This window comes from Pseudomonas sp. V88_4, assembly GCF_029967985.1.
Taxonomy (GTDB): domain Bacteria; phylum Pseudomonadota; class Gammaproteobacteria; order Pseudomonadales; family Pseudomonadaceae; genus Aquipseudomonas; species Aquipseudomonas glycinae.
The window spans coordinates 10673-32649 of the sequence record NZ_JASCAF010000032.1 but is presented as its reverse complement, the minus strand read 5'-3'; the positions used below and the strand labels follow the sequence as shown (position 1 = coordinate 32649).

At 60.4% G+C, this 21977-nt stretch carries 16 protein-coding genes; 11 read left to right on the top strand and 5 right to left on the bottom strand.

Annotated elements, in window-relative coordinates:
- Positions 1-96: 96 nt before the first annotated feature.
- From QLG12_RS10485 to QLG12_RS10450, 8 genes are all read left to right on the top strand, one after another.
- Entirely contained in the window at positions 97-2748 is a 2652-nt protein-coding gene (locus QLG12_RS10485; RefSeq protein ID WP_282474443.1) for a TonB-dependent receptor, read from the top strand.
- 114 nt (positions 2749-2862) lie between these two features.
- Complete coding sequence (locus QLG12_RS10480) at positions 2863-4713, top strand: extracellular solute-binding protein (protein WP_282474442.1); 1851 nt, start codon at positions 2863-2865, stop codon at positions 4711-4713.
- Complete coding sequence (gene yejB / locus QLG12_RS10475) at positions 4700-5764, top strand: microcin C ABC transporter permease YejB (RefSeq protein ID WP_282474441.1); 1065 nt, start codon at positions 4700-4702, stop codon at positions 5762-5764. Before QLG12_RS10480 ends, yejB begins: the two co-directional genes overlap by 14 nt.
- Positions 5764-6786 carry an ABC transporter permease gene (locus tag QLG12_RS10470; RefSeq protein WP_282474440.1) on the top strand — a complete coding sequence of 341 codons (1023 nt, stop codon included), beginning with the start codon at positions 5764-5766 and terminating at the stop codon, positions 6784-6786. The genes yejB and QLG12_RS10470 overlap by 1 nt, the downstream gene beginning before the upstream one ends.
- Before the next feature lies 1 nt (position 6787).
- The gene (locus QLG12_RS10465; protein ID WP_282474439.1) at positions 6788-8422 is read left to right on the top strand and encodes an ABC transporter ATP-binding protein; all 1635 of its coding nucleotides are present in this window, start codon (positions 6788-6790) and stop codon (positions 8420-8422) included.
- A 34-nt stretch (positions 8423-8456) separates the two neighbouring features.
- Positions 8457-8984: a PAAR domain-containing protein gene (locus tag QLG12_RS10460; protein ID WP_102687618.1), complete on the top strand. Its 528-nt coding sequence runs from the start codon at positions 8457-8459 to the stop codon at positions 8982-8984.
- Between the two features lie 12 nt (positions 8985-8996).
- Positions 8997-10034, top strand: a complete 1038-nt coding sequence (locus tag QLG12_RS10455; protein ID WP_197867966.1) for a hypothetical protein — start codon at positions 8997-8999, stop codon at positions 10032-10034.
- A 2-nt stretch (positions 10035-10036) separates the two neighbouring features.
- Entirely contained in the window at positions 10037-10636 is a 600-nt protein-coding gene (locus tag QLG12_RS10450) for a hypothetical protein (protein ID WP_197867965.1), read from the top strand.
- Positions 10637-10710: 74 nt separating this feature from the next.
- Here QLG12_RS10450 and QLG12_RS10445 read toward each other — a convergent pair whose 3' ends face one another.
- Together QLG12_RS10445 and QLG12_RS10440 are read right to left on the bottom strand one after the other, a co-directional pair.
- Positions 10711-11028: an SCP2 sterol-binding domain-containing protein gene (locus QLG12_RS10445; RefSeq protein WP_114883460.1), complete on the bottom strand. Its 318-nt coding sequence runs from the start codon at positions 11026-11028 to the stop codon at positions 10711-10713.
- Between the two features lie 48 nt (positions 11029-11076).
- Positions 11077-11787: a histidine phosphatase family protein gene (locus QLG12_RS10440; RefSeq protein ID WP_236192706.1), complete on the bottom strand. Its 711-nt coding sequence runs from the start codon at positions 11785-11787 to the stop codon at positions 11077-11079.
- A 207-nt stretch (positions 11788-11994) separates the two neighbouring features.
- Here QLG12_RS10440 and sohB point away from each other — a divergent pair, with 207 nt between their 5' ends.
- Entirely contained in the window at positions 11995-13017 is a 1023-nt protein-coding gene (gene sohB, locus QLG12_RS10435; protein ID WP_197867963.1) for a protease SohB, read from the top strand.
- 60 nt (positions 13018-13077) lie between these two features.
- Here sohB and QLG12_RS10430 read toward each other — a convergent pair whose 3' ends face one another.
- Together QLG12_RS10430 and QLG12_RS10425 are read right to left on the bottom strand one after the other, a co-directional pair.
- Positions 13078-13572, bottom strand: a complete 495-nt coding sequence (locus QLG12_RS10430; protein ID WP_007959510.1) for a DUF934 domain-containing protein — start codon at positions 13570-13572, stop codon at positions 13078-13080.
- Complete coding sequence (locus QLG12_RS10425) at positions 13556-15214, bottom strand: nitrite/sulfite reductase (protein ID WP_011334498.1); 1659 nt, start codon at positions 15212-15214, stop codon at positions 13556-13558. Before QLG12_RS10425 ends, QLG12_RS10430 begins: the two co-directional genes overlap by 17 nt.
- Positions 15215-15738: 524 nt before the next feature.
- Here QLG12_RS10425 and QLG12_RS10420 point away from each other — a divergent pair.
- Positions 15739-16812 (top strand): ABC transporter substrate-binding protein, encoded by a 1074-nt coding sequence (locus tag QLG12_RS10420; protein ID WP_064381313.1) that lies wholly within the window; start codon positions 15739-15741, stop codon positions 16810-16812.
- Positions 16813-16817: 5 nt separating this feature from the next.
- Here the strand turns inward: QLG12_RS10420 and QLG12_RS10415 are convergent, their stop codons facing one another.
- Positions 16818-17036, bottom strand: a complete 219-nt coding sequence (locus QLG12_RS10415; protein ID WP_007959515.1) for a DUF2970 domain-containing protein — start codon at positions 17034-17036, stop codon at positions 16818-16820.
- 157 nt (positions 17037-17193) lie between these two features.
- On the opposite strand from QLG12_RS10415, the gene QLG12_RS10410 reads away from it, so the two are divergent.
- Positions 17194-21975 (top strand): DUF6543 domain-containing protein, encoded by a 4782-nt coding sequence (locus tag QLG12_RS10410; RefSeq protein WP_282474438.1) that lies wholly within the window; start codon positions 17194-17196, stop codon positions 21973-21975.
- The last annotated feature ends 2 nt before the right edge of the window (positions 21976-21977 follow it).

Below are 21977 nucleotides of genomic sequence, written 5' to 3'. Positions count from 1 at the left end.
CATAACCTCAGCACCCAACGGTCTAAATCGCGCCCTATAAATCGTCATCCGCCATCGCACATCCCTGCATAAACCAAAACGCAGGGATGGCTGTTCATGATCCATTTTTCACCCGTTAAATCCCCTTTGAGCCTGGCCTTGCTGCTGGCGATCAACACGTTACCGGCGATTGCTGCCGACAGCAGTACAGAACCGACCACCCAGTTGCAACGGGTCGAAGTCACCGGCACTGCGATCCGCCGGGTCGATGCCGAAACCGCTGTGCCTGTCACCATCCTGCGGGTCGAGGAATTGCAGAAGCAGGGCGTGACCACCACCGAAGAGCTGGTCAGCCGCATCTCGGCCAACCAGTCTTCGGTGGGCTCCGGGCGCTCGGTAGGGTCGAGCAGCGGCGGGGCGTCTTATGCGGACTTGCGTGGCATTGGCCCGAACAAGACTTTGGTGCTGCTCAACGGTCGGCGTCTGAGCAACAACGCGACCAATGCGATCAATGGCTCTGGCGTCGACCTCAACACCATCCCGTTCGCTGCCATCGAACGGGTGGAGGTGCTGCGCGACGGCGCCTCGGCGTTGTATGGCACCGATGCCATCGGTGGGGTGATCAACTTCATCACCAAGACCAGCCTCACCGAAGGCCAGATCAGCACCAGCTACGACACGCCGACCCACTCCGGTGGCGGTGAAAGCCGTAACTTCAGCGGCAGTTGGGGTTTTGGTGATTTGCAGGACGATCGCTTCAACGTTTTCGGCGTGGTGAGCTACGACAAGCAGAATCGCCTGGCGGCCGACGATCGCGGCTACACCTATAACTACCAGCCGGGACGCGGACTCGATTACACCTCCGGCACGGCATCGCCCGCCAACTGGAGCCAGGGCAGTAACGCCACCAACCCGCTGGCCGGTTCCGGTTGCAATGCGCCGGGGTTGTTGTCACGCAACGGCATCTGCCGCCAGAGCCTGTGGAATTACCTGGACCTGGTGCCGGAAACCGAAAAGACCTCCGCGTTCGCCAAGGCCACTGGCAAGCTGTCGGACGATCACAACGTCAGCCTCGAGTACTTTTGGGCGCGTAACGAAAATCGGACGCAGATCGGGCCTGGCACTTTGATGGGCAATCAGATCAATCCCGGCACTGCGTTCTATCCGGGTAACGGCATCACGCCAGGGCCGAGCGGTTTTGCCCTCGACCCGACGCAACCGGTGGACGTGAACTGGCGCGAGACAGCTGTTGGCGCCCGGCAGCATGAAGATGACAACACCGGTCAGCGCCTGCTGTTGAGCTTCGACGGCACGCTGGTGGGGTGGGATTACAACCTCGGCGCCTCGTACAACCAGAACAAGGTAGTCAACTCTATTCGCAGCGGTTACGTGAACGACCGCGCCGTCAGCCAGGGCATCGCCAACGGTGTGATCAACCCGTTCGGCCCGCAGACCGCTGCCGGTTCGGCATTACTGGCAGCCAACGAGGTAAATGGCGATTACGCGACGGCAGTGGGCCGGGTCAAGGCGATTGATGGGCGTATCAGCCGCGAGATCGGCGACTGGTTCGGTGCAGGGCCTTCGGCGCTGGCGCTGGGCGGTGAATACCGCAAGGAAGATTTCCACCAGGATTTCGCCGCGTTTGCCGGCGACGTGCAGAGCCTGGGTGTTGATCCCAACGGCAGCGTACAAGGGGATCGCAGCGTCTCGGCCCAATACGCCGAGGTCAACGTGCCGGTGCTCGACAGCCTTGAATTATCCGCCGCCGTGCGCCACGACAAATACAGCGATTTCGGCAGCACCACCAACCCGAAGTACTCGTTCCGCTTCCAGCCCTTCAAGGAACTGGTGGTGCGTGGCGCCTACAGTGAAGGCTTCCGCGCGCCGTCGCTGTACGAGTTGTACAACCCGAACTTCACCACGTTCACCGTCGCCAATTACAACGACCCCCGGCTGTGTGCCGGTGGCAACCCGAGCAACGGCGGGATTGCCAACCGCGACTGCGCTCAGCAGTTCAACAGCCGGACCGGCGGCAATAAGGACCTGAGCCCGGAAACCGCACGCAACGTTACCCTCGGTTTCGTTTATCAGCCGTTTGATCGACTGACCACCGGGCTGGATTTCTGGTGGATTGACATCGCCAACCAGATCGCCGAATTCCCCGAATCGGCGGTGTTCGAAAACCCGGAGCTGTACCCGGAGCGCCTGATCCGCAAGCCTGATGGCTCCATCGATCACATCGTCACCGGCCTCGCCAACCTCGGCAAGATCAAGACCAACGGCGTCGACGTGAGCTTCGACTATCGCCTGCCGAGCACGCCGTATGGCGATTTCGGCATCGGTCTGCAAGGCACTTACGTCACCCGTTACGACTATCAGCAGCAGCTCAAGGGCGACTACATCGACAAGCTCGGCGATTTTCGTGGCGGCGATTTTGCCTCGGCCGGCGCCGTGGCCCGTTGGCGTCACAGCCTGACCGGTAGCTGGAACTACGGCCCGCTCGGCGCCAGCCTGACCAACCGCTACACCAGCGGTTACCACGACTCGGATCGCGAGACACACGATTACGTCGGTTCGTACAACGTCTGGGACGTGGCCGGCACCTATACCTGGCGCAAGACTCTGGCGGTGACCCTCGGGGTGAAGAACCTGTTCGACCGCGAGCCACCATTCAGCAACCAGACCTACACGTTCCAGAGCGGCTACGACCCGAAATACGGCGACCCGTTTGGCCGCACGCTGTACACGCGGGTCAATTACAAATTCTGAGAATGATCGGTGACGGCGGGTTTTAGTAACACATGGTTCTAAATCCCGCCCTATAAAAAGGCCCGGCCTGTTGCACATCACAGTCAGGCAGGCACGTGGTGAAAGGATCTGCCCATGTTTTCCAGAGTCATTCTGTTCAGCGTCGGTCTGTCGCTGAGCCCGGCGCTGTTCGCGGCACCCCAACACGCCCTCACGGTCTACGGCGAAGCCCCGAAATACGCCCCGGACTTCCAGCATCTGGCCTACGCCAACCCCGATGCCCCCAAGGGTGGAACCTTGCGCCGCTCTTCGCTGGAGAGCGGCCCGTTCGATCACTTGATTCCCTACATCGACAAAGGCACCGGCGTCGCTGACATCGACGGCTGGCTCTACGCGCCGCTGGCCTATCGCAGCAAGGACGAGCCCTACAGCGTCTACGGTCTGGTGGCGCAACGGATGGAGCTGGACGCGGACCGGCGCTGGCTGCGCTTTTACCTCAACCCCGAGGCACAGTTCGAGGACGGCACGCCGATCACCGCCGAAGACGTGCGCTACACCTTCGAGCTTTTCACCACTCAGGGCAGCCTCAAGTATCGCCAGCAGTTTCGCGATGTCGCCGAGGTGCAGGTCGAGTCGCCGACCCAGGTGCGTTTCGTGTTCAAGAACAACGAGAGCCGCACATTGCCGCTGGATCTGGCGACGTTGCCGGTGTTACCCGAGCATTGGTGGCGTACACGCAATTTCGCCGATGGCGCAGGTTTCGAGATTCCGCCGGGCAGCGGGCCGTACAAGGTCAGCGCGGTGGACGCCGGGCGCAGCGTGAAATTTCAGCGGATCAAGGACTGGTGGGCCAGGGACCTGCCGATCACTCGCGGGCTCTACAACTTCGATCAATTGAGCGTGGAGTTCTTTGCCGACACGGACGTGTCGCGACAAGTGCTCAAGGCCGGTGGCTTCGATTACAACCGCGAGTTCTCCGCCACCAGTTACACCATCGGTTACGCCGGGGCGGCGCTGGAGCAGGGCAAGTTGCTGCGTGAACACCTCGCACCCGGCGCCGCGCAAGGTGCCCAGGGATTTGCGTTCAACTTACAGAAGCCGGTGTTTCAGGATCGCCGAGTGCGGCAGGCGATCGCCATGCTCTGGGATTTCGAATGGAGCAACCGGCAGATGATGCGCAGCATGTACCTGCGTCAGCGCAGCTTCTTTTCCCATAGCGCGTTGTCGGCCACCGAACTGCCGGATGCCGAAGAGTTGAAAATCCTCGAACCGTGGCGCGGCAAGATTCCCGATGAAGTCTTCAGCCAGGTGTTCGAGGTGCCGCGCACCGACGGCAGCGGCAACATCCGCGCGCAACAGTTGCAGGCCCTGAAATTGCTGGAGGCCGCTGGCTGGAAACCCCAAGGCGATCAACTGGTGAACGCCGCCGGCGAGCCGCTGCGATTCACCTTTCTCAACGGCCAGAAGGGTTTCGAGCGTCTGCTGCTGCCGTTCAAACGCAACCTGGCGCAGATCGGCATCGGCTTCGATATTCGTCAGGTCGACACCGCGCAATACACCAACCGCGTGCGCAGCCGCGACTACGACATGATCGTCGTCGGTTACCCGGTGAGTCAGGCACCGGGGCGCGAGCTGTTCAACTATTTTGGCTCCGACGGCGCCGACGATCCTGGCTCCAACAACTACATGGTGCTGCGCGACCCGGCGGTGGATGCGCTGCTTGAAGGCGTGGTGCAGGCCGACAATCGCGAGAGCCTGCTGCGCCACGCCCATGCTCTGGATCGGGTGTTGCAGTGGGGCTACTACTGGATTCCCAACTATTACCCGCCGGGGATTTCCACGGTGTGGTGGAACCGTTTCGGTCGCCCGGCGAATGCGCCGCTGTACGACGCCGGCCTCGACACCTGGTGGGAAATCAGTCCGACCGCGCTGACCGCGACGCAAATGCAGCAACAGCAAAAGGAGTACGCCCATGTGGGGTTATAGCCTGCGGCGTCTGCTGCTGATCGTGCCGACCTTGCTGGCGATTCTGCTGGTGAACTTCGTGATTGTGCAGGCTGCGCCCGGTGGCCCGGTCGAGCAGGCCATCGCCCGATTGCAGGGGATCGGTGTCGGTGCGGCGGTGGGTGCCAGCCATGTCGAAAGCATTGGCGGCGAGTCCCGCGCGACCCGTGGGCTGGACCCGAAACTGGTGGCCGAGATCGAGCGCCAGTACGGCTTCGATAAAAGCGCCGGCGAGCGTTTGTGGCTGATGCTCAAGAGCTATGCGCAACTGGACTTCGGCAAGAGTTTCTTCCGGGGCGCGACCGTGACCGAGCTGATCTGGCAGAAACTGCCGGTGACCTTGTCGTTGGGATTGTGGGCGACGCTGATCACTTATCTGGTATCGATCCCGCTGGGTATCCGCAAGGCCGTGCACAACGGCTCGGCGTTCGATGTCTGGAGCAGCGCCGCGATCATCATTGGCTATGCCATGCCGGGGTTCCTGTTTGCGCTGCTGCTGATTGTGGTGTTCGCCGGTGGTACGGCGCTGGACTGGTTTCCGGTGCGCGGGCTGGTCTCGGACAACTTCACCGAGCTGTCGCTGTGGGGCAAGGTTGCCGATTACTTCTGGCATTTGGTGTTGCCCGTCAGCGCGCTGGTGATCGGCGGTTTCGCGACGCTGAAGATCCTGACCAAGAACAGCTTCCTCAACGAGATCTCGCGGCTGTACGTGGTCACGGCCCGCGCCAAAGGCCTGAGTGAACGACAGGTGTTGTACGGACACGTGTTTCGCAACGCGATGCTGCTGGTGGTGGCCGGATTGCCTCAGGCGTTGGTCACGGTTTTCTTCGGCGGCTCATTGTTGATCGAAGTGATCTTCTCCCTCGACGGTCTCGGCCGCCTGAGTTACGAGGCAGCGGTGTCGCGGGATTACCCGGTGGTGTTCGGTTCGCTGTTCATCTTCACCTTGTTCGGGCTCTTGATAAAACTGCTGGGCGACCTGTGCTACACGCTGGTCGATCCGCGCATCGACTTCACCGCGAGGACTGCCTGATGCCGACGCTTTCTCCCATCGGACAGCGCCGCTGGGCGCGGTTCAAGGCCCATCGGCGCGGCTGGTGGTCGTTATGGCTGTTTCTCGCGCTGTTCGGCCTGAGCCTGGGCGGCGAACTGGTCGCCAACGACAAGCCGTTGCTGGTGACCTTTCAGGGCCAGTGGTATTTCCCGGCGTTCAAGCGCTACACCGAGCAGGATTTCGGCGGCGAGCTGCCGTTCCAGCCCGACTACCGCAGCGCCCAGGTGCGTGAACTGATCGAGGGGCAGGGCGGACGGATGTGGTTTGCGCCGATCCCGTTCGGTTTCGACACGGCCAACTACGATCTAACCGAACCGGCCCCGAGCCCGCCCACTGCTGAAAACTGGCTGGGCACCGACGATCAGGCGCGGGATGTGCTGGCGCGGGTGATATTCGGCACGCGGGTATCGCTGTTGTTCGCCCTGGCGTTGACGGCGGTGAGCGCGTTGATCGGGATCGCGGCCGGTGCCTTGCAGGGGTATTACGGCGGTTGGGTCGACTTGCTTGGCCAGCGTCTGCTGGAGGTCTGGTCGGGATTGCCGGTGCTTTACCTTCTGATCATTCTGTCGGGTTTCGTCGAGCCGAATTTCTGGTGGTTGCTGGGGATCATGGCGCTGTTTTCCTGGCTGAGTCTGGTGGACGTGGTGCGCGCCGAGTTCCTGCGCAGCCGGGGGCTCGAGTACGTGAAAGCGGCGCGGGCGCTGGGGGTCGGCGACGTGCAGGTGATCGTGCGGCACATTCTGCCCAATGCCATGAGTGCGACGTTGACGTACCTGCCGTTCATTCTGACCGGGGCAATTGCCACGTTGTCGGCGCTGGATTTCCTCGGTTTCGGCATGCCCGCCGGCAGTGCTTCGCTGGGCGAGCTGATCGGTCAGGGCAAGAACAATCTGCAAGCACCGTGGTTGGGGCTGACGGCATTTTTTGCCCTGGCGCTGATTCTTTCTCTACTCGTATTCATCGGCGAAGCCTGCCGTGATGCCTTCGACCCCAGGACTTGATATGCGTGAACATCTGATCGAAATACGCGACTTGCGGGTGGCGTTCAAAGGGCAGGAAGTGGTGCACGGCATCAACTTCGACATTTGCCCCGGGGAATGCCTGGCGCTGGTGGGCGAGTCGGGTTCCGGCAAGTCGGTGACGGCCCACAGCATCCTGCAACTGCTGGACCCGAACATCACCCGGATCGACGGCAGCATCCGCTACGGCGGCGAAGAGTTGCTGGGGGTGCACGAGCGCTATCTGCGGCAACTGCGCGGCAACCGCATCGCAATGATTTTTCAGGAGCCGATGAGTTCGCTCAACCCGTTGCACAGCATCGAGCGCCAACTCGGCGAAAGCCTGGCGCTGCACAAGGGCCTGGCGGGCACGGCTGCGCGCAAACGGATTCTGGAGCTGTTGGAGCTGGTGGGCATTCAACGTCCGCGCGAGCGACTCAAGGCGTATCCACATCAGCTCTCCGGCGGGCAACGGCAGCGGGTGATGATCGCCATGGCGCTGGCCTGCGAACCGCAGCTGCTGATTGCCGATGAGCCGACCACGGCCCTCGACGTCACGGTGCAGCGCAGGATTCTGTTGCTGCTCAAGGAGCTGCAACAGCGGCTGGGTATGGCGCTGCTGATCATCAGTCACGACTTGAATCTGGTGCGCACCATCGCCCAGCGGGTGGCGGTGATGCGCGCGGGCGAAATCGTTGAGCAGGCGAGCTGCGCGCAGTTGTTCCGTGCGCCGCAACATCCCTACAGCATCGAATTGCTCAACGCCGAACCCGGTGGCGCGGCGTTGTGCCGTGATGCAGTGGAGGATTTGCTCGAGGTTCGCAATCTGCATGTGCGTTTTCCGCTGGGCGGCGGGTGGCTGCGGGCCAAGTCGTATCTGCACGCGGTCAACGGCATCGATCTGAACCTGCAGCGGGGCAAGACCCTGGGCATTGTCGGTGAGTCGGGCTCGGGCAAGTCCACGCTGGGTCAGGCGATCCTGCGCCTGATCGACGCCGATGGCAGCATCCGCTTCAAGGGTGAAGCACTTGAGCAGCTGAGCGGCAAACAGTTGCGTCCGCTGCGTAAACGCCTGCAAGTGGTGTTTCAGGATCCGTTCGGCAGCCTCAGCCCGCGCTTGTGCGTGGAGCAGATCATTGCCGAAGGGTTGCAGATGCATAGTGATATGACTGGTTTTGAGCGCGAACAGGCCGTGATCGAGGTATTGAAGGAGGTCGGACTCGATCCGGCGACGCGTCATCGCTATCCCCACGAGTTCTCCGGCGGGCAGCGACAACGCATCGCCATTGCTCGGGCGCTGGTGCTCAAGCCGGATCTGATCCTGCTCGATGAGCCGACCTCGGCGCTGGATCGCACCGTGCAGAAGCAGATCGTCGCGCTGTTGCGCCGGTTGCAGGAGGAGCACGGGCTGACCTATCTGTTCATCAGTCATGACCTGGCGGTGGTGCGGGCGCTGGCTCACGATCTGATCGTGATGAAGGATGGCGAAGTGGTGGAGCGTGGTGACACGGCCGGGTTGTTTCATTCGGCCCGACACCCGTATACGCGGGAGCTGCTGGCTGCATCGTTTGTGACACCGGTCACGGCAGAGACGGGCAGGCAGGAGGCCAGCCTTTCACCCACAGGGCAGATCCGGTAAATTTCGCGGCTCCGCTCATACAAGGATGTAGATGATGGCAAAACCTGCCGCGCGCCTCAGCGATCTCAATGCCTGCCCGATCACCGGACACGGTACCAACCCCAGCACCAGCGGTTCACCCAATGTGAACATCAATGGCATGCCCGTGCTGCGAGTCGGCGATACCACCGCCTGCGGTGATTCGGTCACCGAGGGCATCGGCAACATCCTGATCAACGGCAAACCAATCGCCTTCCTCGGCAGCGCCACTGCCCATGGCGGAATGATCATTACCGGCTCCGGCGACGTTTTTGTCGGCACGCAGGTCGGTTCCGCGCCTTTCAGCCCGATTGTCACCGTGCCAAAACACAGTGAACGCTTCCAGCTGGTGGACGAAACCACCGGCGAAGCAATTCCCGACATGCTCTATTGCATCGAAACCGGTGATGGACAGCGCCTGGTCGGCCATACCGACAACCATGGCAACGCTGCGAGGGTATTCACTGCCGATCCGACATCCATTGTTGTTCAGTGGGGCAAGGAAGCGGCCGCCCATCTGGATGCCCTGGGCATTGATTATTAAGGAGGGTGACGCGTGGCTGCACCAAAGAAGAAACAGGCCCAGACCACTGAGCAGCATGCGACGACTCAGGTCACGGGAACGCTGGCCCAGGACTATGTGACGGTGGTGGGGGCTTCCTACATGTCGACGATAGAAAACTGGCGCGGGCAGAAGGGCAATAAAATGCGCTTCATCAATCAAGGCATCCGACAACTGACGAAGTATCCCGAAGGCACACCAAGTTTTTCGAAACAGCGCGTCTTTCTGATTTTCAAGGATGACTACCCGCAAAACCTGCTGGCGGCGTTGAAGCTGGTAGTCGAGCGCGATCATGGCGCGCAATACCGGGAACTGGATTCAATATCCGGCCTGGTGGATTTCATCTTCACCCGGCAACGTCGCGGCAGAGAAATCAAACAGCTGGATTTTTTCTCCCATGGCGTAGTGGGTGCAATCGAGCTGGGATACGAGCTGGATAAGCGTGAAAGTTACCGATTGCGTGATGCCCAGGCAAAAATGTTCAAGCCGGAAGCGTTTGCATACGGTGCAAAAATTCACTCTTATGCCTGTCGCACCGGGCTGGGTATCAACGCCGAGCGTTGGGTGCTCGAGGGCGAAGACCCTCACTATGAACTCAGCCTCGCGCAGATCATGGCTGATGCCACCCGGACAACCGTCATGGCGTTTCCGCGTCGCAGCAATTACGACACGACTTATGGCACCAACGCGGAGCGGCAATCGGTGCCCGGCACGCGTCAGCGGATGGTCTCCGACAGGGAGGCAATGGAAAGCTACACCAGCAAGAATATCGAGTATCAACGAAAGCTTGCAGAACACCGCAAGACAGCGAAGAACCCGACGGCTGAGCTTCCAGATGAAAAGGCCCCGCAAAAACCCCTTTCAACGGTTACTGATGAGGAGCGCAAATTGGTAGCGCACGAGGACAGCCGCAGTTTTCACGAGAAAACCGTGGGTTATCCGCTGGATGCGTTGGGTGCGCATCGTGATGTCCGTTCCGGGGACACCCCCACGGGTGTGCCCGCCCACCTTCTTGAATACAGACCCGCTTGAGCATGCTGCGTCTATCGAGAAAGAACAGCCTCCTGCTCATCTTGCTGGCGGTGTTCATCACTACGGTATTTTTTTATTACAGCAAGGAAGATCAAATGTCCGCCAGGGTAATGATGTATTACGGCGACTGGAGCCCTGAAGAAACGCGCTTTGACGCGACTCGATGGTTCAGCTCGGGAATGTATCGACCGCGTTTGATGGGGACGCCTTCCGCACAGAGTCCTGTCACCATGCTGCGCAACAGTCCTGATCCGTTGAAGGGCATTTCGAATGACGAGTTTCTGACCAAAGTGCTGGTTGCGATGGAGGAGCGTTATCCGAAGGTGGATACAGAGGGGCTGGTTCTCGATACACCTGATCTTCGTCGCCAGATCCGATATGCCTACAGCGCGTTCTCCGAACCGGACAGACCTGTGGACTCTTATTGGTTATTTGTGACTGTGGGGGGCGACACGTTTGTCATCACGATTGAGTGGGATGTCAACGACAAAAAAATGCTGACGGGGTCGATGGCTGAGCATCTGGCTGAAGGAAGTGAAGCGGCCATTGCGTTTCGAGATGTTCAGAGAGAGCTGGAAAGAGCGCCGGGTTCAACACGATGAAGGTTGGAGAGATCATCGGCCTCTGAAAGCACGAATCCCGCCAGAGGCGGGATTCGTGAATTGCGTCCGGGCGTTTACGCCGGGAACAGCTCGGACAGTTTCATCGACAGCATCATGTCGCCTTCAACGCGCAGCTTGCCGCCCATGAAAGCCTGCATGCCATCGGTTTCGCCGCTGACGATGCCTTTGAGGGTTTCGCTGTCCAGCACCAGCGTGCAGTTGGCGTCGGCGTTTTCGCCTTCCTGGATGTCGCAAGTGCCGTCTTTGACGATCAGGGCGTATTGCTTGTCTTCGTCAGTGATGTTGAAACCGAAGACCAGATCCAGACCGGCAGCGGCGGCTGGGTTGAACTTGGCTTGCATTGCTTTTACGGCATCAGCTACGGAGGTCATGGTTCGATCCTTTTTGGTTGATTGCAGCAGGGTCACAGTAATCCGGACTCAGCGAAAGGTGATGAGTTCCGGGGCCTTCAGCAGCTGCAGGTGTGCATGACTGTTGAAGGAAGCCAGCGCCACCTCGCGACCGCGGAACTTCAGTTGGTTGAGCGAGGTGTTGACGATTTGCCAGTTCAGTTCAAAGGCCTGCCGGGCAGGCATTTGGGTAATCAGGTGAAGCAGGGCGGTGATTGTGCCACCGGAGGTGAACACCGCGATTTTCTGGGTGTTGTCGGCCTGTTCAAGGATTCGGTGCAGCCCGGCCTGTACCCGTTCGACGAAACCCAGCCAGCTTTCCAGGCCCGGTGTGTCGTAGGTGCCGGCGAGCCAGCGTTCGATGATCAGGGCGAAGATGCGCTGGAACTCGCCACGGTTTTGCGCGGCATTGCGCAGGATTTCCAGGGCTTCGGGCTCTTCCGGCAACATGGCCGGCAGCAGGGCGCGGATCACGGCGTCAGCGTCGAATTCGTTGAAAGCGGAATCGATTTCCAGAGCCGGGACCGGCAGTCCGACGGCGGCGAACTGTTCCAGCGCGCTGTTGGCCGTGTGTTGCTGGCGGCGCAGATCACCCGACAGGCAGCGGTCGAAGCTGATTCCGAGTTCGGCGAGGTGGCGGCCGAGGATTTCTGCCTGGCGTACACCGGTCGGCGACAGGACGTCATAGTCGTCTGCACCAAAGGAGGCCTGGCCATGTCGAATCAAGTAGATGCTGCCCACGTCCGCGTCATCCCGGTACGTTGAAGGTTGTGGCGAGGTTATGGGGATGACGGTGAGCTGTCAATGAAAAAACATACGCTTGTTTGAAATGCCCGTTCCAGCCTTGTTGCCAGAGGTTTCACGGCTGGCCGACGGGCCGGTGCATGGGTATGCTGGAGCCAATTCCCGCGTGTGTTTCGCGACCGCGCATCGTTTGAAGGAGTCACTGTGGAGTTTTTCACTGAATACGCCAGTTTCCTGGCCAAGACCGTAACGCTGGTCATCGCCATTCTGGTGGTGCTGGCGAGTTTTGCTGCGTTGCGCAGCAAGGGCCGGCGCAAATCCGCCGGCCAGTTGCAGGTCAGCAAGCTCAACGATTTCTATAAAGGCCTGCGTGAGCGGCTGGAGCAGACCCTGCTCGACAAGGATCAGCTCAAGGCCTTGCGCAAGGGCCAGGCCAAGTCCGAAAAGAAACAGAAGAAGAAACCCGACGCCAAACCGCGGGTATTCGTGCTGGACTTTGACGGCGACATCAAGGCCTCGGCGACTGAAAGCCTGCGCCACGAGATCACCGCGCTACTGACCCTGGCCACACCGAAGGACGAAGTGGTCCTGCGTCTGGAGAGCGGCGGCGGCATGGTTCACAGCTATGGTCTGGCCTCGTCGCAACTGGCGCGCGTCCGGGAAGCCGGCGTGCCGTTGACCGTGTGCATCGACAAGGTCGCGGCGAGCGGCGGCTACATGATGGCGTGCATCGGCGAGAAGATCATCAGCGCGCCGTTTGCGATTCTCGGCTCCATCGGTGTGGTGGCGCAGTTGCCCAACGTCAACCGCCTGCTGAAAAAGCATGACATCGATTTCGAAGTGCTGACCGCTGGCGAATACAAACGCACCCTGACCGTATTCGGCGAAAACACCGAGAAGGGTCGGGAAAAGTTTCAGGAAGACCTGGACATCACCCATCAGCTGTTCAAGAACTTCGTTGCCCGTTATCGCCCGCAACTGGCGATCGACGAAGTCGCCACCGGTGAAGTCTGGCTCGGCATCGCGGCATTGGAAAAGCAACTGGTGGACGAACTCAAGACCAGCGATGAATACCTGGCCGAGCGCGCCAAACAGTCCGAGGTCTATCATCTGCACTATGCCGAACGCAAAAGCCTCCAGGAGCGTATCGGCATGGCCGCCAGCGGTTCGGTGGATCGCGTGTTGTTGAGCTGGTGGAGTCGACTGACCCAGCAACGTTTCTGGTAAATCGGGCATAAAAAAACGCCGGTCGAATGACCGGCGTTTTTTTGTGTTTGACTCAGGGTTTTATCGACGACGGAACAGCGGCAGCGGTTCGTCAGTGGCGGCCTGATAGGTCACCGAGAAGTCCTTGAGGCTTTCAAGGGCGTCGTACGGGTCTTTGTCCGCGCGCAGGGCGAAGGCATCGAAACCGCAACGGCGCATGTAGAACAATTGGTCACGCAGCACGTCGCCAATCGCCCGCAGTTCGCCTTTGAAACCGTATCGGTCGCGCAGCAGACGGGCGTTGGAGTAATTGCGGCCATCAGTGAACGCCGGGAAGTTCAGGGCAATCACCTGGAACTCATTCACGTCATCACCGATTTCCTCGGCTTCTTCGTCGGCGTCCAGCCACACACCCAGGCCGCCATCGCGGGCCTTGAGCATGCGGGCGTGTTCACGCCACAGTTGCAACGGGACGATCAGGTCGTCGCAGTTGCTGATTTCGTCGATGTTGAAATCCTTGGGCAGCAGGTGCCAGGTTTCGTCGACGACCTCGTTGTTCTTAATGATTCGCTGCATAGACGCGTTCCTTGAAGAGGTCGATGCCAATACGCTGGTAGGTGTCGATGAAGCGCTCGTCTTCGGTGCGCTGTTCCACGTACACGTCGATCAGCTTGGAGATCACGTCCGGCATGTCTTCCTGAGCGAAAGACGGGCCGAGGATCTTGCCCAGGCTGGCGTCACGGCTGGCGCTGCCACCGAGGGAGACCTGATAGAACTCCTCACCTTTCTTGTCCACTCCCAGAATGCCGATGTGACCGACGTGGTGGTGACCGCAGGCGTTCATGCAACCGGAGATGTTCAGGTCCAGTTCACCAATGTCGAACAGGTAGTCCAGGTCGTCGAAGCGGCGCTGGATCGATTCGGCGATCGGGATCGACTTGGCGTTGGCCAGGGAGCAGAAATCACCGCCAGGGCAGCAGATGATGTCGGTCAGCAGGCCGATGTTCGGCGTGGCGAAGCCAGCTTCACGCAGCTCGCCCCACAGGGTGAACAACTGGCTTTGCTCGACGTCGGCCAGAATGATGTTCTGCTCGTGGGAGGTGCGCAGTTGACCGAAGCTGTAGCGCTCGGCCAGGTCGGCGACCGCGTCGAGCTGCTTGTCGGTGATGTCGCCGGGTGCAACGCCCGTCGGCTTCAGGGACAGGGTTACTGCCACATAACCTGGCTTCTTGTGCGCCAGGGTGTTGCGCGTGCGCCAGCGGGCAAAGCCCGGATGTTCTTTGTCGAGGGCGGCCAGTTCGGCGTCCTGATTGCTCAGCGCCTTGTAGTCCGGGTCGACGAAGTGTTTGGCGACACGATGGACTTCGGCTTCGGTCAGGGTGGTCTGGCCGCCGCGCAGGTGTTCCATTTCGGCATCGACTTTTTGGGCGAAGACTTCTGGAGTCAGCGCTTTGACGAGGATCTTGATCCGCGCCTTGTATTTGTTGTCACGACGGCCATAACGGTTGTAGACCCGCAGAATCGCGTCGAGGTAGCTCAACAGGTCCTGCCATGGCAGGAATTCGTTAATGAACGCGCCGACCACCGGAGTACGACCCAGACCACCGCCGACCAGCACGCGGAAACCGAGTTCACCGGCAGCGTTGTGTACCGGCTCAAGGCCGATGTCGTGGACTTCGATGGCCGCACGGTCGGAGGTCGAACCGTTGACGGCGATCTTGAATTTACGCGGCAAGTAAGCGAATTCCGGGTGGAAGGTCGTCCACTGACGAACGATTTCGCACCACGGACGCGGGTCGATCAACTCGTCGGCTGCGACACCGGCGAACTGGTCGGTGGTGACGTTGCGCAGGCAGTTACCGCTGGTCTGGATGGCGTGCATCTGCACAGTGGCCAGCTCGGCGAGAATGTCCGGGATGTCTTCCACCGCCGGCCAGTTGAACTGCACGTTCTGGCGCGTGCTGATGTGGGCGTAGCCCTTGTCATAGTCGCGGGCGATTTTCGCCATCATGCGCACCTGGCGCGAGGTCAGCTGGCCGTAAGGCACCGCCACGCGCAGCATCGGCGCGAAACGCTGGATATACAGGCCATTTTGCAGGCGCAGGGGGCGGAATTCTTCTTCGCTCAGCTCACCTGCCAGATAGCGTCGGGTCTGATCACGGAACTGCTTGACGCGGTCCTCGATGATCCGCTGATCGTACTCGTCGTATACGTACATATAAGTCCTGTTCTCAGGCTTTGGCCACTCGGAAAACGCTGCGTTTTCGCTTGCTGGAGTCCGATGGTTCCTCTGCAATTCGGCGCGCACGGCCGCGCACTCCCTGACGGAGCCGGGGCAATATACCCGTTTGCAGTTATGCGCAAAAGTGATGTTTGAGTATATGGAAAGAACCAAATCGCCTAACGAGAATGGCTGTCAACTAACCCCTGTTTGTCGTGCGGTCAATCATCGTCTTAACTGTGGTCGAGTCTTTCTGCAATCACCGATAAAACCGACAAGAGGCGATGCAATGAGCAACCCAACCAAAGCAAGGAAAAGCGATAGCAGTGTCGATGCCTGGGCGATTCTGTTCCTGATCATTCTGGTCGTGGGAACGGCGGTGTTCTGGGTCAGCCATCAGTAAAACGACGCTTCCGGGCCCGTCTCCGACGATTGTCGGACAAAAGGCGGGATCAGGCGCTAATGGCCGGCGATTGAATGGCTATAATGCGCGGCCATTTTTCCCTGGGCCCGGACGCTTCATGTTCAAGTTTCTCCACCTCGGTCTGCTGCTGTTCGGCGCGGTTTTCGGTACCTGCGCGCGTGCAGAGTCGGTGCTGTTCCTGAATCCGGGTTCGACCCAGGAAACGTTCTGGCTCAGCTACTCGCAGTTCATGCAGGCGGCCGCCCGGGATCTGGGGATCGACCTGCGCATTCTCTATGCCCAGCGCCAGCCGGAACTGACCCTGGCGCAGGCGCGACTGGCCCTGCAAGGGCCTGAGCGCCCGGACTATCTGGTGTTCGTCAATGAACAGTACGTGGCGCCGCAGATCCTGCGCATGGCCAATGGCAGCGGCGTGAAGCTCTTTATGGTCAACTCGGCACTGACGCCCAACCAGAAGGCGATGATGGCCGATCGTGCCGATCGCATCGGCAGTCTGGTACCCAACGATGAAGAGGGCGGCTACTTGATGATGAAGGAGCTGATTCGTCTGCATCCGGCTGTCGCGCCCGGTGAAAGCATCGACCTGCTGGCCTTTTCCGGTCTGAAGATCACACCCTCGGCCCAACTGCGAGAAAAAGGCATGCAACGGGCACTCGCCGAGCATCCTCAGGTGCATCTGCGGCAACTGGTCTACGGCGGCTGGACGCAACAGCGTGCCTACGAGCAGGCCAGGCAATTGCTGGTCCGCTATCCCAAGGTGTCATTGGTGTGGGCGGCCAATGATGAAATGGCCTTCGGCGCGATGCGTGCCGTTTCGGAAGCCGGCAAGGTGCCGGGCAAAGACGTGCTGTTCAGCGCAGTCAACACCTCGCCCGAAGCGTTGCAGGCGTTGGTTGACGGGCGGCTGAGCGCGTTGCTGGGCGGCCATTTCACCCTGGGTGGCTGGGCACTGGTCGAGCTGCATGATCACGCGCAGGGTGTCGATCTGAATCAGTACGGCGGTCGTGACCGACAGATTCCGTTGCTGCAACTGATCGATCGGGATCATGCCCGCCGAATCCTGGCCATGGGCGCCTCACCGGACTATGGCGTGCACTTTCGCAAGCTCTCGGCGAAAGGCCGTCCGGTTTCCTACCGCTATCCGTTCAATCTGCAGACACTGATGCACTGAGCGAGTCAGACGCCGGCCAGATGCACCACCAGTTGAACGATGCCGAACAGTGTCAGGGCGAACACTGCCGTGAACGCAATGCCCAGAAAGATGAAATGACTCGGCTTGCCGTGGGTGAAATCCCTCGCCCGGTTCTTGCCGCTTTGCACCCCGAACGCCGCCGCCATGACGCTGTGCAGCATCTGCCAGAAGGTCGGTGGTTTGTTGTCGACTGGATCGTCCATACATCCCTCGTCTCAAAGTGTGCCTGTTGAGCATAGTCAATCGGCCGGCAGCGCGCGAAACCGTTGGTAATGCCTTGGTGGCGCCGGCATAACTATCTACTGCGAACGGTCGCCCGCGAAATGGTGTGCTGACGCCTCATCCCACAGGAGAGGCGCCATGCCACCGATTCCCGCCGCTGATATGAGACCCGCGGCCTCACAGAGCATCCACGGTCCGTTTCTTGAACAGGCCATTCCCGATTGGCTGACGGACGCCACGGCGCAGCGACGTGCGGAGCTGGGCAGCGCCAACGCGGCACTGGCGCCCGGTTATCGCCAGGCCACCGCGCAGCAGCGTCGCGCGTTGAACGACGCCGTTGTCGCCAGTTTTGTCGCCCAGTCCCGGCTGGACCGGCTACTGGCATCCCTGCAAAACATCGACACCTTTGCCAGACCTTTGCTGACCAAGGCACTGCAGGAGCAATTTGGCGTGGAGATGGATGTCGATGTGATTTATCTGTGCCTGAACAAACCGGTTCAAATGGGGATCCTTTCGATAGAAGTGGGTGTGTTCGAGTTCATGAAACTGCCGCTGCTGCAGGCGGCGCTGCATAACTTTGCAGCCTCGGAATCTGAGCCTGAGGCGTTCCACGATTCTTCCGGTTTCTTGATCGAGTGGTGGACATCCGGTGTGCTCCTTCCCCTGCAAACCACGTTGACCGTTCCCGGGTTCATTACGCTATGCCGTTCGCTGGACATCGGCGCCAAGTATCAGGCTTACCTCAGGGGCTATTTCCACGCCGAAGAGGTGCAAGCGACCCTGCGGGACAATTTCATCGGCGCCGCCAAGGCTGATCTGCGCGCTGCCGCCGAGCAGGCGCTGCTGTGCAACGACATCGAGCCTGCCGACTACTCGATGATCCTGTCGGTCATCGATGGCAACCGTCATCCTCGCCTGGGCAACAAGAGCGTCTGGTTTCACGAACTGAGCCTGATGAAGCATCGTATGACCGGGTGTGTCTGTTTCTCGATCAGCGAGAATGATCGCTATACAGACGATTTGCTGCTCTATATCCCCCATGATCCCCGGCACCCGTTGAAGCGTTATACGCGCAAGCAACTGTGGGACATGTTCAGGAAGCGCTTCAGCGAACGCGACAGCGGCTCGTCGGCAGAGGTTGTGCCGACGGCGTATCAGCGGTTTTTCAGCCGTTTCGTGGCTTATGCCGATCGCGCGGACTATTTCAGTCAGTTCACTCGCGATGCCTCGGACGCATCGGCCGCCGGGCGTGTTGTTCTCAAGCTCCTTACGATGCTCAATCCCTTCACCGGCTTCACATCCGTCCATGAATGGCCGCCCCTGCGCCAGCAACTGCTCCCGGAGGACGACCCTTATCTGGCCCCGGCAGTCATTCCCCGCGAGGGCGACGACCCCGCATCCGAAAACGTTGACCTGTGGAACTATCTTTTCGAGCAACACCGCGACCGGCTCACTGCCGATGCCCGCAGTCACGCCGTACCCACGGCTGATGTCGATGCGAAAGTGCGCAGTGAGAAGCTCGCGGCACTGCTGAACATCGGCATGCTGGTGCTGACCACGGCAGCAGGGTTTGTCCCTGTGCTGGGCGAGATCATGACTGGCGTCATGGTCGGTCAGTTGCTGGAAGAGTCCATTGAAGGCGTCATTGACTGGAGCGAAGGGGATCGCCAGGCCGCCAAGGCGCACTTGATCGATGTCGCGGAAAATCTGGTGCTGTTCGGCGTGCTCGCCGGGGCCGGAAAAAGCCTGGACGGTGTCAGACCGGCAACGGCTGCACCCGTGATGGAAAAACTGCATCCGGTCACATTGGCCAGCGGCGAAACCCGGCTGTGGCGTCCGGATCTGACGGCCTATGAAAGCCCCGATTGGCATCTTCACCAACACGAACCCAATGCCCTGGGGCAATTCACCGACGGGGAAAAAACCTGGATCCGGATCGAAAGCAGGGCGTACGAGAAGCACTGGGACAGGACAATCAAACGCTGGCGAGTGCGGCATCCCCGCGATCCTCACGCCTATCAGCCGCCGCTCAGCCACAACGGCGTCGGTGCCTGGCGCCATACGCTGGAGCGTCCGTTGTCCTGGGACCGGCTGACGCTGCTGCGCCGCATCGGGCATCGAACCGACAGGCTTTCAGACACGCAATTGCTGGCCATCGCCGATATCGGCGGTGTCAGCGACAACGCTTTGCGCAAAATGCACCTGGATAACCTGCCGCCGCCGCCCGAACTGGCCGATGCGTTGCAATTGTTTGAAGCGCCTCGCGGCACTGGCGCGCCGGACGCGCGAATCATCAAGCTGCAAACGGCGTGTCCGGGACTCGGCGATGCCGCCGCCCGGGAGGTGCTGAGCCATGCCGATGCCGACTCGCTGGCGATCTTGCAAACCTCCAGGCCAGTCCCTCGCCGCCTGCTGGAGGAGGCGCGCTGGCATGCAAGTCAGGGGCGGGCGAGTCGCGCGTATGCCGGTTTGTACCTGGAGCATCCTTCAGCCGACAGTAAGCGTCTGGCTTTGCAGTTGCTCGAGAAACTGCCGGGCTGGCCGGGTGATGTGCGACTGGAGTTTCGCGATCGTCATCGGCAGGGTGGGCTGCTTGAGGCGATTGGCAGCGAATCGGCGGCACACCGGGGGTATCTGGTGAAACAGGGGCCGTTGTTCCAGGCATACAGCGAGCAGGCATCGAGCGCTCGGCTCGATCGGTTTTTCCCCGCGCTCATGCGCGCTTTGCCACGGCAAACGACAGAGGCGCTGGGGATATTCGGGATGACGGACGGCGCCAGGCTACAACGTGCGATCATCGATTACGCCACCGCTCACCCGGAGCAGGTTCGCGCCTTCGTGGTTCCACCCGGCCAGGGCGTCCGTGCGTTCACACCGCCAGTGCGTCTCGAAGGTCGTCGACTGGGGTATTTCGCCAGTGGGGAGGGCGCAGTAGGGCGTTCGGGTGTCAATCCTTCGCTGGTGATCCGATTGCTCGACGTCTATCCGAATCTGGATTTGCGACAGGCCAACGGCGTCATCCTCAGAGCGATGAGAGAAGGCCAAAGCGACGCGCAGATCATGCAAGGGCTGGTCGAACGCGCGCTTGAGTGGGAGCGCCTTGAATCAACGCTCACTCAATGGGCGGCTCCCGGAGCGCATGTCGAAGAGCGCTTGCGAGCTGTGCGTCAGTTGAAGCAATGCTGGCGCAATGCACCACTTGCTGCCGAAACCCCGGGTTACGGTCACCTCGAATGGATCTGCGACGATCCGCTGCCACCCATGCCGGGGACTTTTCCTCATGTGAAATCCCTGCGTCTGCAATCGCGCCGTTCAGATGCTGCACAAATGCGTGGATTCCTGCGCGCATTCCCCGAGATTCGCCATCTCGATCTCAGTGAATGTTCACTGACCACCAATCCCGTCCCCACCGATACCCGCGTGAAACTGGTGGAGCTCAACCTGTCCGGCAATCCGCTGTATCGGCTGGACGTCTCGAACATGCCGAACCTTAAAGTCCTGAACCTTCAAGGGACGCAACTGCAACAATGGCCACGGGCAGCCGAAGAGCTTCGGGCGCTGCGCTGGCTGGATCTGCGCAACACCCGCATTACCACGCTGGCGCCGCAAGTGCTTGCCCGTGACGAACTGTTGATCAATACCAACCTGACCGGTGCTCCCCTTACAGACGAAACGCAAGTCCGCCTGCGGGCTGCACAACAACGGGTCGAGTCCACCCTGGGGCTGCCGGAGGGGGCGTTGGCAAGGTTTGCCCTTGAACCGATACCCGATCCTTACCTACACCCCATCGAGACGGGGTCGCGCGTGGCCTCGCGGTTGTTGCCGCTGCCGCCGGCATTGCCCGCTGAAGAGCATTCAGGTTCCTTCATCGGTCGCCTGCAGCGAATCATTCCCGAGCTGTCGGAGCAGGAGGCCATTGAAGCGGTCGAGTACCTGCGCATCGGCGCCAGCGACGAACAAGTCAGTGCGCGACTCGCCGAGTGGAACCGGCGGCTCGACGTGATGACCCGGGAGTTGAATGGCTGGATCTTCGTCCGGCGCAGTTCAGAACAGCGTTTCAGGCATCCGCGAATTTCATCGGAAGGTCGCGGGGACGCGGCACAAAAAATCATCGAGTGCTGGCGACTGGGTCTGCTCGGTGAGGCTGGCGAGGCTGATTATGTGCTGGATCTGGAAGGCACTCTCGGAGTGGGCGCGTTGCCCAGGCTGCCGGAAGCCTTTACCCATGTGGCGGGCTTGAATCTGCGAGGGCTGGAACTGAGCGAACAGGGCCTCAACGATTTCCTCCTGTCGTTCACGCAAGTTGAAACCCTGGACCTGGCTGCCAATGCACTGGAGAACCTGCCGCAAGCCATCGGCGACATGCAGCGGCTTGAGCAACTGGATCTGTCCGCCAATCGCTTGCAGGACGGGCGCACTGTCGTACAGCGGCTGGAGTCGCTGCAGCACCTCAGACGCCTGAGTCTGAACTACAACCGTTTCAAATCCTTCAACGCCGTGTCTCTGGAAGCGCTGGAGCTGCTGGAACTGAATCACAACCGACTCAAGGATTTCAACACAGCGATCCCGCCCTGGCTGGAGCGGCTGCATTTGAACGGCAATGACCTGAAGGAATGGCCGGCCGGGGTGCTGCACGCCGAGCGTCTGCATACGCTGAAGCTGTTCGGCAATCCGATCAGGGATATTCCGGCGCAGGCGTTTGACGGCCGCCATGATGAACTGCTTGCCGGAACACATTTATCGGGACACTTGCGATCATTGTCGACAGACAGTCTGCAACGGATCCGTGAGCATGCTGAGCGAACGGGTGCTCAGTCGGTGCTGGGAATATCCCGGGAGACGCTTGAACAATGGATGGCTGATCGCGAGTGGGAGGAACCCGACGGTTCCTCCTCTTCCGACGACTCGGACCGAATCTGATG

Bases quoted from the DNA above. Each gene is read 5' to 3' on its own strand.
- QLG12_RS10410 (WP_282474438.1), top strand. From the start codon at position 17,194: ATGCCACCGATTCCCGCCGCTGATATGAGACCCGCGGCCTCACAGAGC.
- QLG12_RS10485 (WP_282474443.1), top strand. From the start codon at position 97: ATGATCCATTTTTCACCCGTTAAATCCCCTTTGAGCCTGGCCTTGCTG.
- QLG12_RS10415 (WP_007959515.1), bottom strand. From the start codon at position 17,036: ATGGACGATCCAGTCGACAACAAACCACCGACCTTCTGGCAGATGCTG.
- QLG12_RS10460 (WP_102687618.1), top strand. From the start codon at position 8,457: ATGGCAAAACCTGCCGCGCGCCTCAGCGATCTCAATGCCTGCCCGATC.
- QLG12_RS10470 (WP_282474440.1), top strand. From the start codon at position 5,764: ATGCCGACGCTTTCTCCCATCGGACAGCGCCGCTGGGCGCGGTTCAAG.
- QLG12_RS10425 (WP_011334498.1), bottom strand. From the start codon at position 15,214: ATGTACGTATACGACGAGTACGATCAGCGGATCATCGAGGACCGCGTC.
- QLG12_RS10445 (WP_114883460.1), bottom strand. From the start codon at position 11,028: ATGACCTCCGTAGCTGATGCCGTAAAAGCAATGCAAGCCAAGTTCAAC.
- QLG12_RS10430 (WP_007959510.1), bottom strand. From the start codon at position 13,572: ATGCAGCGAATCATTAAGAACAACGAGGTCGTCGACGAAACCTGGCAC.
- QLG12_RS10420 (WP_064381313.1), top strand. From the start codon at position 15,739: ATGTTCAAGTTTCTCCACCTCGGTCTGCTGCTGTTCGGCGCGGTTTTC.
- QLG12_RS10450 (WP_197867965.1), top strand. From the start codon at position 10,037: ATGCTGCGTCTATCGAGAAAGAACAGCCTCCTGCTCATCTTGCTGGCG.
- QLG12_RS10465 (WP_282474439.1), top strand. From the start codon at position 6,788: ATGCGTGAACATCTGATCGAAATACGCGACTTGCGGGTGGCGTTCAAA.
- yejB (WP_282474441.1), top strand. From the start codon at position 4,700: ATGTGGGGTTATAGCCTGCGGCGTCTGCTGCTGATCGTGCCGACCTTG.
- QLG12_RS10480 (WP_282474442.1), top strand. From the start codon at position 2,863: ATGTTTTCCAGAGTCATTCTGTTCAGCGTCGGTCTGTCGCTGAGCCCG.